This window comes from Rhizobium sp. RU33A (assembly GCF_900156055.1).
Classification (GTDB): domain Bacteria; phylum Pseudomonadota; class Alphaproteobacteria; order Rhizobiales; family Rhizobiaceae; genus Allorhizobium.
The window spans coordinates 63,119-76,255 of the sequence record NZ_FTMQ01000008.1 but is presented as its reverse complement, the minus strand read 5'-3'; the positions used below and the strand labels follow the sequence as shown (position 1 = coordinate 76,255).

Annotated in this window: 11 protein-coding genes; all 11 read right to left on the bottom strand. The window is 61.4% G+C overall.

All coding sequences use genetic code 11. The features are described from left to right. Nucleotides 1-20: 20 nt before the first annotated feature. Nucleotides 21-887: an outer membrane protein assembly factor BamD gene (locus BW978_RS21580; RefSeq protein WP_076397939.1), complete on the bottom strand. Its 867-nt coding sequence runs from the start codon at nucleotides 885-887 to the stop codon at nucleotides 21-23. 219 nt (nucleotides 888-1,106) lie between these two features. Further along, complete coding sequence (gene lpxC / locus BW978_RS21575; protein WP_076397936.1) at nucleotides 1,107-2,063, bottom strand: UDP-3-O-acyl-N-acetylglucosamine deacetylase; 957 nt, start codon at nucleotides 2,061-2,063, stop codon at nucleotides 1,107-1,109. A gap of 261 nt (nucleotides 2,064-2,324) precedes the next feature. Further along, nucleotides 2,325-4,070: a cell division protein FtsZ gene (ftsZ, locus tag BW978_RS21570; protein WP_076398104.1), complete on the bottom strand. Its 1,746-nt coding sequence runs from the start codon at nucleotides 4,068-4,070 to the stop codon at nucleotides 2,325-2,327. Nucleotides 4,071-4,166: 96 nt separating this feature from the next. After that, on the bottom strand, nucleotides 4,167-5,498 hold the full coding sequence (gene ftsA / locus BW978_RS21565; protein ID WP_006725945.1) for a cell division protein FtsA: 1,332 nt from the start codon (nucleotides 5,496-5,498) through the stop codon (nucleotides 4,167-4,169). Continuing rightward, nucleotides 5,495-6,418, bottom strand: a complete 924-nt coding sequence (locus BW978_RS21560) for a cell division protein FtsQ/DivIB (protein ID WP_139330632.1) — start codon at nucleotides 6,416-6,418, stop codon at nucleotides 5,495-5,497. Before BW978_RS21560 ends, ftsA begins: the two co-directional genes overlap by 4 nt. Next, the gene (locus BW978_RS21555) at nucleotides 6,415-7,341 is read right to left on the bottom strand and encodes a D-alanine--D-alanine ligase (protein ID WP_076397932.1); all 927 of its coding nucleotides are present in this window, start codon (nucleotides 7,339-7,341) and stop codon (nucleotides 6,415-6,417) included. The genes BW978_RS21560 and BW978_RS21555 overlap by 4 nt, the downstream gene beginning before the upstream one ends. Nucleotides 7,342-7,546: 205 nt before the next feature. Continuing rightward, the gene (locus BW978_RS21550) at nucleotides 7,547-8,401 is read right to left on the bottom strand and encodes a GGDEF domain-containing protein (protein WP_076397929.1); all 855 of its coding nucleotides are present in this window, start codon (nucleotides 8,399-8,401) and stop codon (nucleotides 7,547-7,549) included. A 69-nt stretch (nucleotides 8,402-8,470) separates the two neighbouring features. Then, entirely contained in the window at nucleotides 8,471-9,445 is a 975-nt protein-coding gene (murB, locus tag BW978_RS21545) for a UDP-N-acetylmuramate dehydrogenase (RefSeq protein ID WP_076397926.1), read from the bottom strand. Continuing rightward, nucleotides 9,446-10,858 (bottom strand): UDP-N-acetylmuramate--L-alanine ligase, encoded by a 1,413-nt coding sequence (gene murC, locus BW978_RS21540; protein ID WP_069041119.1) that lies wholly within the window; start codon nucleotides 10,856-10,858, stop codon nucleotides 9,446-9,448. Further along, nucleotides 10,855-11,976 carry an undecaprenyldiphospho-muramoylpentapeptide beta-N-acetylglucosaminyltransferase gene (gene murG / locus BW978_RS21535; RefSeq protein WP_076397924.1) on the bottom strand — a complete coding sequence of 374 codons (1,122 nt, stop codon included), beginning with the start codon at nucleotides 11,974-11,976 and terminating at the stop codon, nucleotides 10,855-10,857. Before murG ends, murC begins: the two co-directional genes overlap by 4 nt. A 6-nt stretch (nucleotides 11,977-11,982) precedes the next feature. Next, on the bottom strand, nucleotides 11,983-13,137 hold the full coding sequence (gene ftsW, locus BW978_RS21530) for a putative lipid II flippase FtsW (RefSeq protein ID WP_076397921.1): 1,155 nt from the start codon (nucleotides 13,135-13,137) through the stop codon (nucleotides 11,983-11,985).

The window sequence follows — 13,137 nt, the reverse complement described above, 5'->3', positions numbered from 1 at the left end:
CACTTCGTGACTTAAGACCGTCAGGTCCCGATCAGCAGCCTGCGACCGGCGCGGGTGATCCACGAACCGGAATTCTCACGCGGTTCGAGACCGCCCCTCTGCAACAGCGCATAGCTGTCGGCATACCATTGGCTGTCCGGATAATTGTGTCCGAGCACCGCCGCCGCAGCCTGAGCCTCCGACACCACGCCCATGGCATAGTAGGACTCGACCAGACGGGCCAGAGCTTCTTCGATCTGGTTGGTGTTCGGATACTGCTCGACGACGACGCGGAAGCGCGAGACGGCCGCGAGATATTCCTTCCGCTCCAGATAGTAGCGTCCGACCTGCATTTCCTTGCCAGCAAGCTGGTCACGCGCGAAGCGGATCTTCGCCTGTGCGTCGTCGACATATTCCGAATCGGGGAAGTCGTTGACGACGCGCTCCATCGCTTCGATCGTCTTGATCGAGTTCCGCTGATCCTGCGTGACGCTCGAAATCTGCTTCCAGTAGGCCAGACCGACGAGATATTGCGCGTAAGCCGCATCCTCGGACTTCGGATAGAGGCTCAGGTAGCGATTGCCGGTCGCGATCGCATCGGCATGTCGGCCGAGACGATACTTCGTGAAGGTGCTCATCACGAGCGCCTTGCGCGACCATTCGGAGAACGGGTTCTGCGCATCGACCGCATCGAACTTGCGGGACGCCTCAGCCATGTTGCCGGCCTTGATATTGGCAAGGCCCTGATTGTAGAGCACTTCCGGCGGCTCGGTCTCGGCGGCGAGCTTGCTGATGTCGATATCAGGGTCGCTCTGGCATCCCGCGAGCACGGCGCCGAAAGACAACATGACGCTCAGGCCCGCAATACGCACGGCATTTTTCACAACGACCGATCCCACTTGATTCATTCGAAAGATCCCGATTGCAGCGCCGCTTGAAAACCGTCGCCTTCAACTGGCGTTTCTAGCCACAAAAGCGGCACTAGGGCAACGCAGTGATGTGACTTTAACGCATTTTTGTGGCAGGGCACCCAGAAAGTGCCATTCTGCCCTCATCCTTTTCTGCTCAGCAAAACGCCGGCCTTCTTTAGGAAGCCGGCGCTGAACTTTACCTGATCTGTCTTGTACTTACGCCGACCAGGGCGCAAATTCCGAAACCTGAACCGGAACGAATTCCCGGGCGCGGACCTGGTGGCTGCGGCTCGGCGCTTCGACGACCTCATAGGCGGTCGGGTCGCTGAGCAGCGCCTTCAGCGCATTCGCATTCATCTTGTGACCGCCGCGATAGGAGCGGTAGCAGCCGATGAACTGGGCACCCGCGAGAGCGAGGTCACCCACGGCATCGAGCGTCTTGTGACGAACGAACTCGTCCTTGTCGTAGCGCAGCCCCTCAACATTGATCACGGTATCGTCGTCCGAGATGACGACGGAATTCTCGAGCGAGGAGCCAAGAGCGAAACCGGCAGCCCAGAGGCGCTCGACATCACGCATGAAGCCAAAGGTGCGCGCGCGCGACAACTCGGCCTTGAAGGTTTCAGCCGTCAGGTCGCCTTCCCACGTCTGCCGGCCGATCAGCTTGCTGTCGAAGTCGATTTCGACCTCGAAGCGCGTGCCGTCATAGGGGCGGAACTCGGACCATGACGCACCGGCCTCGATGCGAACCGGCTTGGTGACGCGAATGTAACGGCGCTTGACGCCGAGATTGGTGATGCCGACCTGTTCGATCGCATCGATGAAGACTTCCGAGCTGCCGTCCATGATCGGCATTTCGGCGCCGTCGACTTCGACGACGACGTTGTCGAGACCGAGCGCATAAAATGCGGCCATAACATGTTCGATGGTGGCAACGGAGCGCGCCGGATTGGTGCCGAGCACGGTGCAGAGGTCAGTATTGCCGACATGTGCAGAAACCGCACGATACTCGCTGGTCGAACCGTCGTCGTGCTGGCGCACGAACACGATACCTGTCCCGGCTTCCGCCGGCTGGAGGGTGATGGAGACCTCGCGGCCGGAATGAACCCCGATACCCGTCAGCGTCAGGGGCGCTGCGATCGTGGTTTGAAATCCGAGCAAAGCAATTGCCATTCCGATAGCCTTAAAATGAAGCGACGAGGCGGTGGATCGTTTGCTTGCCGTCGCAATCTCTTGTCCAAGGGCTGATGGGCCCTGTGTTCGATCACATACATACGTCTGACCAGGACGTGAGCCAAATCACTGATTCTTTCGCTTTGTAACGAAGCCAGATCCTTGATTATCCTCAAGAATTCGGCGCCTCGTAACGGAGCGTGAAACGAAAGAAACCCGGGCCTCTCGACCCGGGTCTCTCAAACTGAGTCTCGACTTCCCTTAGCTCGTCTGGCGACGCAGGAAGGCAGGGATTTCAAGCTGATCGTCTTCGCTTGTGGCACGGGCCGGCGTGGCGCGGCCGTGATCGTCGAGCTGGCCACGACGCGGAGCGTAGAGGCTGGCCTCGGCAGACAACGGACGGCGCTGCTGCGATGGAGCGGCCGGAGCCGAACCGGTCATGTCACCCATGACGGTCTCTTCGTCAGCCTGGCGACCGAGCGAATTGGTGATTCGCTTCAAGAGACCCATCGGGCCGCGCTCGTCCTGGGCAGCGGGCGCTGCCGGCTGGGCGCGGTGGTCGATCTCGGCGCGCAGCACCGGCGGGAAATCTTCCACCTTCGGCATGCGGACGGGCTCAGGCGCCATGCGCTGCTCGGCCATGACAGGTGCCGGAGCGACCGGCGCCTGCATCACAGGAGCGGGCTGCTGCATCACCGGAGCCGGCTGGCTCATGATCGGTGCAGGCGCGACCGGCTGCATCATCTGCGGAGCCGGAGCTGCTTCCGGAGCCGGCGAAGCGAACAGACGGCTTGCCGGACGGAATTCCTGCTGCGGAGCGGCCTGGGGCTGGCTCAGCGGCTGGCGGGCGGTTGCGATTTCGAGTTCGCGTTCCATGGCGGCTTCAGCCGAACGGATGGTGTCTGCGACCGGATCCATGGTCGGCTTGGGGGCCTGCGTCATTGCAGGCTGATATGCGGCCGGTGCCGGAGCAACGGCCGCGGAGGGACGCATAGCGGGCTTTGCCAGCGGAGCGGCTTCGAAGCCCTTGGAGGCAAGTGCTGCACGGTCGATGCCTGTGGCAACGACAGACACGCGGATAATGCCTTCGAGCGCTTCGTCGAAGGTGGCGCCCAGGATGATGTTGGCGTCCGGATCGACTTCTTCGCGAATACGGGTCGCGGCTTCATCGACTTCGAACAGGGTCAGGTCACGACCGCCGGTGATGGAGATCAGAAGACCCTGAGCGCCCTTCATCGAGGTTTCGTCGAGCAGCGGGTTGGCAATGGCGGCTTCGGCAGCCTGCATTGCGCGGCCTTCGCCGGATGCCTCGCCGGTGCCCATCATGGCGCGACCCATTTCGCGCATCACGGAGCGAACGTCCGCGAAGTCGAGGTTGATCAGGCCTTCCTTGACCATCAGGTCGGTGATGCAGGCAACGCCGGAATACAGAACCTGGTCGGCCATCGCGAAGGCGTCGGCAAAGGTCGTGCGGTCGTTCGCGATGCGGAACAGGTTCTGGTTCGGGATGACGATCAGCGTATCGACCGACTTCTGCAGTTCCTCGATGCCGGATTCGGCAAGCCGCATGCGGCGCGCGCCTTCGAAGTGGAACGGCTTGGTGACGACGCCGACGGTCAGGATGCCCTTGTTGCGGGCGGCCTGTGCGACCACGGGAGCAGCACCGGTGCCGGTACCACCGCCCATGCCGGCGGTGACGAAACACATATGCGTACCATTGAGATGGTCGATGATCTCGTCGATGCATTCTTCAGCGGCAGCGCGACCGACTTCCGGCTGCGAACCGGCGCCGAGACCCTCTGTGACGTTGACGCCGAGCTGGATGATGCGCTCGGCCTTGGTCATGGTCAGCGCCTGGGCATCCGTGTTGGCGACGACGAAATCGACGCCCTGCAGACCAGCGGTGATCATGTTGTTGACGGCGTTGCCGCCACCGCCACCGACACCGAAGACGGTGATGCGGGGCTTCAGCTCAGTAATATCTGGCTTCTGCAGCTTGATGGTCATGGTACCCGTTCCTTCTTTTTCCGGCCGCATCGCCAAGCCGGCCATGTCATTTCAACAGATTTCCCTTGGCCGAACCTTGTGTCCGGCCGGGTAAACTCAAAAACTCTCTTTCAGCCATTGGCCCATGCGGGCGAAGCGGCTGTTTCCGTTGCCGAAGGGCGAGAACAACCCGCCCTGCCCGGCATGTGTTTCCTGATCCGCCATCTGCGGATAAATCGTTAGCCCGACGGCCGTCGAAAAGGCCGGTCCCTTGGCTGCCGCCGGCAGACCCGAGACACCCATTGGACGACCGATACGCACGTTCCGGGCCAGAATGCGGCGGGCCGCCTCCGGCATGCCGGTGAGCTGGCAGGCACCACCCGTCAAAACGACGCGCTTTCCGACCACCGGCGAGAAGCCCGACTTCTGGATCCGGTCGCGCAGCATCTCGAGGGTCTCCTCGATCCGCGCGCTGATGATCCGGGTCAGAAGCGCCTTCGACACCTGTGTCGGCTGATCGCGATCGTCCTCGCCGATCGGCGGAACGGACACGACCTCACGGTCATCGGCGCCATTGGCGACAGCCGAACCGTGAACGACCTTCAGACGTTCTGCATCCTCGATACGGGTCGAAAGCCCGCGCGCCAGATCGGTCGTCACATGGTGACCACCAATCCCGATGGCGTCCGTATGGATCAGCTTGCCTTCGGCGAAGACAGAGATGGTGGTCATGCCACCGCCCATGTCGATCGCTGCGCAACCGAGTTCCACCTCGTCGTCGACCAGGGCTGCAAGGCCGCTGGCATAAGGCGTGGCAACCACGCCCTCGACGGTCAGGTGCGCCCGGTTAATGCAGAGCTCCAGATTGCGAAGCGCTGCACGTTCGGCCGTGACCACATGCATGTCGACGCCGAGAACGTCGCCATACATTCCAAGGGGATCACGGATTCCCCGCTCTCCGTCAAGAGAAAAGCCTGTCGGCAGCGAATGCAGCACCGCGCGGTCATTGCCCTGGGACTGCTGTCCGGCAGCAATCAGCACCTTGCGCAGGTCACCTGATTCGACTTCCTGGCCACCGAGATCGATGGAGGCGGTGTAGACGTCAGAGCCGATACGGCCAGCCGATACATTGACGATCAGGCTCTCGACGGTGAGGCCCGCCATGCGCTCGGCTGCATCGACGGCAAGGCGCACGACGTTTTCAACAGCATCCAGATCGGCAATCACACCCGACTTGATGCCATGCGAGCGTTGATGACCAAGACCGATCACCTCGACGTTATGCGTACGACCCGGCAGCACGGCAGACTCACGACGCGGCGTCAGACGTGCGATGATGCAAACCACCTTGGTCGAGCCGATATCGAGCACCGACACGACATGTGCCCGCTTCGACGAAAGCGGCTTTGTGCGCGGAAAACCAAAGGAAGAGCCACCGAAGATGCTCATATCTTCTGCTCCAGTTTCTTCAGAGCCTTGCGACGCTCTTCGAGTGCAGCCGTACGGCGCTCCTGCGCGCCGGCAGTCAGCCGAACAGCGACACGATCGGGCAGACGCAGATCAACGACAGCGACGTCGCGCGACAGGACCTGCTGCTCGGCATCGAAACGGTTGAGCAGAGCCAGCGCACCGGCCACATTTCCTTCCGGCAGGCGAACGACAATGTCGTTTTCCAGGTGAACGTCCCAGCGACGGCCGCCGACACGCACGAAGGCTTTTACCCGCGAGGCAATCGCCGGCCATTTGGAGAATTCTTCATCGATGGCCGCAGCCGCGGTCTCGGCATCGCGACCGACGAAGAGCGGAAGCGAAGCGAACTTGTTGTCGCGAAGAGGCGCAATGACCGAACCGGACCGCTCGATCAGCGACAGATCATTGCCGTGCTGCCAGATGCCATAGGCCTGGCGCTCGCGCAGAACCACTTCGACCGTCGACGGATAAACCTTGCGAACCTCTGCCGATTCGACCCAAGGCAGCTCGGAGAGCGCCTGCCGTGCAGTTGCGATATCGAGACCGAGCAGGCTGGTCGAACCATCGAGACCGAGCAACTGCAAGATATCGATTTCCGACGTATGCTGATTGCCGGAGACACGAACGTCTTCAACGGCAAAACCGGCGGACGCCGTAACGGTCTGCATGACGATCGGACCGTGACCGCCAACAACGATTCCGTGCAGACTGACCAGACCGTAGAACGCCGCAAAACTGACCTTGCCGAGATGGCGCGGCAGAGCGATGCGACCCGAGCACAGAGCAAGCACGAAGCGCACCAGGCGACGCAGCGGACGCGGCAGCACCTTTGCCTCGCCCGAAGCAAGCGGCGCAGCCGGATACGCGCCGGACCCACCCACCAATTTTTTGCCGCTCAACGAGAACAAGAAGCGTCCTCCACCATCCAACGTACGAACTCACCAAAGCTGTAACCCGCAAGGGCAGCCATTTCCGGCAGCAACGAAGTGGGGGTCATGCCCGGCTGGTTATTGAGCTCCAGCCAAATCAGATCACCATCCTCGGAGAAGCGATCGTCGTAGCGGAAGTCTGACCGACTCACCCCGCGACACCCGATCGCTTGGTGTGCCTTCAGCGCCAATGATTGTATTTTTTGGTAAATTTTCGGTGAAATTTGCGCAGGAAGCACGTGCTCCGAGCCGCCGGCTGCATACTTAGAGTCGTAATCGTAGAAGCTGTTGCCCAGAGGCACGATCTCGGTCACGCCGAGCACCTCGCCATCCATCACGCCGCAGGTCAGTTCGCGACCTGCCACATAACGCTCGACCATGACGAGATCGCCGTAGCGCCATTCGCTCGACGTCAGAATCTGCGGCGGGTGCGCCATGTCCTCACGGACGATAACAACGCCGAAGCTCGAACCCTCACGAACCGGCTTGACGACATAGGGCGGCGCCATCGGATGCGTATTGCCGACATCAAAGCGATTGATGACCACGGCTTCGGCGACAGGAATACCGGCCTGGGCAGCCACGATCTTCGCCTGCTTCTTGTCCATCGCTAGCGCCGAGGCGAGCACGCCGGAATGGGTGTAGGGGATTTCGAGATATTCAAGCACGCCCTGAATGGTGCCATCTTCGCCATAGGGACCATGCAGCGCATTGAAGGCAACATCCGGCTTCAGATCTTCGAGAACACGACCGATGTCGCGACCGACATCGACGCGCGTGACCTTGAAGCCCTCACCTTCGAGAGCCGAAGCGCAGGCGTTGCCAGAGGACAAGCTCACAGGCCGCTCGGAGGACAATCCACCCATCAAAACCGCGACATGCTTGCCACTCATCTACGCCTCGCAAAATCTAAAATTCGACCGGCAATCGCACCGACTGATCCGTCTTTGTCAGATCAGTTGAACAACATTAAGGTTAATGAACCGTTTACTTTCGTTAATTTGCTCGCGAATGCGCCTGCCTTACAAGCCAAACCAAGACTTGAGGTTATGGTAAGAAGCCGATGAAAAGACTGAAGAAGTTAACGGATGGCCCTGATCAGGCGCTCAGTCGGCCGCGTTCGATGCCAACTTGACCGTCGTCAGGAATGGATGCGCTTAGAGGCATCCCCGGGAGCTCTTTTGCATGCACGATTCGATTCCGCCCGCTGGCCTTGGCGAGATAAAGGGCGCGGTCGGCACCTGAGAACAACTCACTGAAGCCGAGTTCGGCGACACCGTCGGAGACCCCGGCAGACACGGAAATCGAAACAGGCCGCCCTGAAATTTCAAGGCGCATCCCTTCGACAGATGCGCGGATGGCTTCAGCGATCTCCATCGCCTGCTCCGTCCCCTGCCCGGTCAAGAGCACGGCAAACTCCTCGCCGCCAATCCGGGCTATGGCCTCATCCGGGCCGAGCACATTCGTCAAGCAGTTCGCCGTTTGGACGATAACGTCGTCGCCCGCTTTGTGACCGAGAGTGTCATTGACCGACTTGAAACGATCGATATCGAGCAGGATCAAGGCCACGGGCCCGCGGGCGGCCTCGAACGTGTCGAGAAAGGCCCGGCGGTTCATCAGACCGGACAGCATGTCGGTTCGGCTCAATGTCTCGAAACGCTGGCGCGATACACCAAGGTCATAGATCGCAAGGCCGACAATCGAATAGGCAATCACGGCGACAATGAAGGAGACGGGCGGCGTCAGCATGGTCGCGACGACCAGCGCCGGCCCCAGAGGATATGGCAGAAGCCCGAGACCGACGAGAATGAAGTGACTGAGTACGTTGAGGCCGTAGGCAAACACGGCGATCTTGGCTGCCATGGCAACGGCCTTCCACAGCACCGCCTGCCGCGAGGAAAACTCGCCAAGCGTGAGCTGCCGGATTACCCAGACATGCACCAGATCAAACATGAAACTCCCCGAACCTTCGGGGAGCCTAACCGAGCGACGTTAAAATTTCGTAGGAAAGAGGCGGAAGCCTCAGGCCTCAGCGACACCCATGAACGGCTTCACTTCACGACCGGGCATGAAAATGCCAAGGCGTTTGATTTCCCATTCGAGCTTGATACCCGAAGTTTCAAAAACCCGTTGGCGCACGGTCTCGCCGAGATATTCGAGATCGTAACCGGTCGCGTGGCCCACATTGATCATGAAGTTGCAGTGGAGCGACGACATCTGCGCCCCGCCGATCATCAGGCCGCGGCAACCGGCCTCGTCGATCAATTCCCAGGCGGAATGGCCCTCGGGGTTCTTGAACGTCGAGCCACCGGTCTTTTCCTTGACCGGCTGCACCGTCTCGCGATGGTGACGGACCGCATCCATGTCTGCGCGGATCTTCGCCTTGTCTTCCGGATAGCCTTCGAAGAGCGCGCTGGTAAAGATCAGGCCTTCGGACGCGGCCGAATGGCGATAGCTGTAGCCCATGTCGGCATTCGACAGGACATGCACATTGCCCTTGCGGTCGACGGCCTCGACCTCGATCAACCGGCTCGCTGTGTCGCCACCATTGGCACCCGCATTCATGCGGATCGCGCCGCCAATCGAACCGGGAATGCCATAGTAGAAATGGAAACCACCGATATTGTTGTCCATCGCCATGGCGGCGATGTGCTTGTCCGGGCAGATCGCGCCGGCTCGAATCCGATTTTCGCCCGCAAGCTCCACCTGACCGAACCCCTTGGCAGACAGACGGATGACCACACCGGGGATCCCGCCGTCACGCACGAGCAGGTTCGATCCGACGCCCACGACTGTCAACGGGACCTCTTCGGGCAGAAGCTTCAGAAACGCGGTCAGATCCTCGACGTCATGCGGCTGGAACATCAGTTCGGCGAGGCCGCCGGCCTGGAACCAGGTCACCCGGTCCATCGGCGCATCTGGCGTCAACCGCCCCTTGAGATCGTTGACCCCCGGGCCGAGCGACGCCAGAAGCTTTTCCCCATCCACCTGTTTCATTCAAGACTTTCCCGCAATTGCATCCAGTTCTGTCGGCAAGGCAGCAGCCCACTGGGTAATGTTGCCGGCCCCCAACAGGACCACGAAATCACCCGGTTGTGCAATGCCCGCGACGAGAGAGGCGAGCTGATCCGGCGCGGCCAAGTAACGCGCGTCGCGATGACCGCCTGACTTGATGCGCGATACCAGCGTTTCTGAATCGATACCCTCAATCGGATCCTCACCGGCCGCATAGACCGGCGAGAGGAAGATCGTGTCGGCATCGTTGAAGCAGTTGGCGAAGTCGTCGAAGAGGCTGGCAAGGCGCGAATAGCGATGCGGCTGATGCACCGCAATGATCCGACCCTGGCAGGCTTCGCGGGCCGCTCTCAGCACAGCCTTGATCTCCACCGGGTGGTGGCCGTAATCGTCGAACACCTGCACGCCATTCGATACGCCCGTCAGCGTGAAGCGCCGCTTGACGCCGCCGAAGCCGGCAAGTCCCTTGCGGATACTCTCTTCCGAAATGTCGAGCCGGTTCGCGACAGCGATTGCAGCACAGGCATTGGAGATGTTGTGCCGCCCGGGCATTGGCAGCACCAGATCCTTGAAATTGAAGACCCGGCCGGTACGACGACGGCGGATTTCCACGTCGAAGATCGAACGGATGCCGTCGAGGCGCACGTTCGAGAAGCGCACATCGGCCTGCGGGTTCTCGCCATAGGTGATGACCTTGCGGTCCTCGATCTTGCTCACCAGCGCCTGCACCTCCGGATGGTCGAGGCACATCACCCCGAAGCCATAGAACGGGACGTTCTCGACAAACTGGCGGAAAGCCGCACGCGCATTGTCGAAGGTCCCGTAATGGTCGAGATGTTCAGGGTCGATATTGGTGACAACAGCGACATCGGCCGGAAGCTTGAGGAAGGTACCATCGGACTCATCAGCCTCGACCACCATCCACTCACCCTCGCCCATGCGGGCATTGGTGCCATAGGCATTGATGATGCCGCCATTGATGACGGTCGGGTCGAGATTGCCGGCTTCCAAGAGAGCGGCAACCATCGAGGTCGTCGTCGTCTTGCCATGCGTGCCGCCGATCGCGATCGCGTTGCGGAAGCGCATGAGCTCGGCGAGCATTTCGGCACGCCGGACAATTGGCAATAGCTTCTCGCGAGCGGCAATCAGTTCCGGATTGTTCTTCTTGATCGCTGTGGACACGACGACGACCTCGGCGTCACCGAGGTTCTCGGCCTTGTGACCGACGAAGACCTCGATGCCCTTGGCGCGCAACCGCTGGACATTGGCGCTCTCGGCCTGATCCGACCCTTGCACCTTGTGTCCGAGATTGTGCAGCACCTCAGCGATCCCGCTCATCCCGATGCCGCCGATCCCGATGAAATGGACGAGGCCGATGGTTTTCGGCATTTTCATTGTGTGGCTCCCTTCGACTGGGCAATGCCCTTGCCGGCGGCAATAGCCTCTACGAGGTCTGCGAGCAAGCCGGCAGCATCGGGCTTGCCCGTGCTTTTCGCGGCGGCCGCCATGGTTGCGAGTCGCTCCGGCCCCTCCATCGCCGTCGTCAGAAGGTCGGCAATGCGCTCTGCAGAAAGCTCCGACTGGGCGATCACCTGCGCCCCGCCTTGCGCCGCGAGCGCTGCGGCATTTGCCGCCTGGTCGTGGTCGAGTGCATGCGGATAGGGCACGAGCAGGCTCGGGCGACCGATCACCGCGAGTTCGGAGACCGTCGATGCGCCAGAGCGGCAGATCACGAGATGGGCCGTCGCCAGCCGCTCCGCCATGTCGGTGAAGAACGGCGCGACATCGGCGCGAATGCCAAGCGTCGCATAGCTGTCGATGACCTTCTGGCGGTCTTCGGGCCTGGCCTGCTGGGTCACCACGAGGCGCTGACGCAGCCCATCGGGGAGAAGCCGGATGGCGCCCGGAATGGCGTCGGAGAAGAATTGCGCGCCCTGGCTTCCACCGAAGACCACGAGGTTGAAGGCTTCGGAGGCACCGGACGTCAGGTAGGGCTCGGCCGCAGCTGCGATGATGGCCGGTCGTACCGGATTGCCAGTCAGCACCATCTTGGCCTTGTGCTCGCCCTCGGGAGACAGAAAGCCACCGGCGATTGCCCGCACCCGTGAAGCGAGCAGCTTGTTTGCCCGTCCCATTACGGCATTCTGCTCATGCACCGCCGTCGGAACGCCGAGACCGGCCGCTGCAAAAAGCGGCGGAACGGTCGGGTAGCCGCCAAAACCGATAACGGCCTTCGGCTTCAGGCGTGACACCAGAGCTCGCGCCTCGCGATAACCGCGCCAGAGCGAGAGAAACGCCTTGACGACGGCAACCGGGTTCTTCGAGCCGATGGTGGCCGAGGACACGGTGTGGATCTCATCGGCCGGAAAGCTTCCGGCGTAGCGTTCGGCACGCCGATCGGTCACCAGATGCACGCCATAGCCGCGCGCCTTCAATTCATGCGCCAGCGCTTCGGCCGGAAAGAGATGGCCGCCGGTTCCCCCGGCGGCGAGCAAGACGATACCCTTGGTCATGACGCTTTACTCCGCAGGCACACCCGCGACCGAGCGGAACAGGCTGCGCTCCTGGGCGCGTTTTTCCGGACGGCGGCGGGTCAACGCCAGGATGAAACCGGCCGTGACACAGATCGCCGTCATCGACGATCCGCCATAGGAGATGAGCGGCAGCGTCATGCCCTTGGCCGGCAGAAGTTCGAGATTGACGCCGATATTGATCATCGACTGAACACCGAGCAGCAGCACGAGACCGGACACGGCGAGACGGTTGAAGTCGTTGCGCTCCTTGTAGGCATGGCTGAGGCCGCGCAGAACGAGGAAGGCGAAGATCGCCACGAGCACCATGCAGAAGAGGATGCCGAATTCCTCCGCCGCCACCGAGAAGATGAAGTCGGTATGGCTGTCGGGAATGATGCGCTTGACGATGCCTTCGCCCGGCCCCTGGCCGAACCAGTCGCCGCGAATGATCGCTTCGCGCGCGGTATCGACCTGGAAGGTGTCCCCCTCGCCGGTGAGGAACCGGTCTATTCGTCCGGCAACGTGCGGCAGGGTCAAATAGGCCCCGAAGAAGCCAGCACCGCCGAGCGCGCCCAGAACCACGATCCACAGCCACGGCATCCCCGCCATGAAGAACATCGCGCCCCAGACGCTGCCGATCAGGATGGTCTGACCAAGGTCGGGCTGCGCGATCAGGAGGGCGGCCGCGATGCCAAACAGCAGGATGGCAAAGAGATTGCCTGGAATTTCAGGCTGCCGCGCATGTTCCGCGAACAACCAGGCGCAGATCACGACGAAGGCCGGCTTCATGAACTCCGACGGCTGGATCGACATCGACCCGACCGAGAGCCAGCGCCGTCCGCCCTTGACCTCAAGACCGATGAAAAGCACCAGCACCATCATGATCAGCGAGGCCGCAAGGATCAGCATGGCCATGCGCCTGACCTGACGTGGCGACAGGAACGACAGCCCGATCATCACCCCGAGGGCAGGCAGCATGAAAAAGGCGTGGCGCTTGACGAAGTGGAAGCTGTCGAGATTGAGGCGTTCTGCAACCGCCGGTGAGGCCGCAAAGGAGAGCATCAGCCCGATCCCCATCAGGAGAACGAAGGTGATCAGGAACAGACGGTCGATCGTCCAGAACCAGTCTGCGACCGGCCCTCTCTCTACGCGGCTTACCAT

Excerpts from the sequence above, each read along its gene's own strand:
- BW978_RS21580 (WP_076397939.1), bottom strand. The coding sequence starts at position 887 with ATGAATCAAGTGGGATCGGTCGTTGTGAAAAATGCCGTGCGTATTGCG.
- lpxC (WP_076397936.1), bottom strand. The coding sequence starts at position 2,063 with ATGGCAATTGCTTTGCTCGGATTTCAAACCACGATCGCAGCGCCCCTG.
- ftsZ (WP_076398104.1), bottom strand. The coding sequence starts at position 4,070 with ATGACCATCAAGCTGCAGAAGCCAGATATTACTGAGCTGAAGCCCCGC.
- ftsA (WP_006725945.1), bottom strand. The coding sequence starts at position 5,498 with ATGAGCATCTTCGGTGGCTCTTCCTTTGGTTTTCCGCGCACAAAGCCG.
- BW978_RS21555 (WP_076397932.1), bottom strand. The coding sequence starts at position 7,341 with ATGAGTGGCAAGCATGTCGCGGTTTTGATGGGTGGATTGTCCTCCGAG.
- BW978_RS21550 (WP_076397929.1), bottom strand. The coding sequence starts at position 8,401 with ATGTTTGATCTGGTGCATGTCTGGGTAATCCGGCAGCTCACGCTTGGC.
- murB (WP_076397926.1), bottom strand. The coding sequence starts at position 9,445 with ATGAAACAGGTGGATGGGGAAAAGCTTCTGGCGTCGCTCGGCCCGGGG.
- murC (WP_069041119.1), bottom strand. The coding sequence starts at position 10,858 with ATGAAAATGCCGAAAACCATCGGCCTCGTCCATTTCATCGGGATCGGC.
- murG (WP_076397924.1), bottom strand. The coding sequence starts at position 11,976 with ATGACCAAGGGTATCGTCTTGCTCGCCGCCGGGGGAACCGGCGGCCAT.
- ftsW (WP_076397921.1), bottom strand. The coding sequence starts at position 13,137 with ATGGTAAGCCGCGTAGAGAGAGGGCCGGTCGCAGACTGGTTCTGGACG.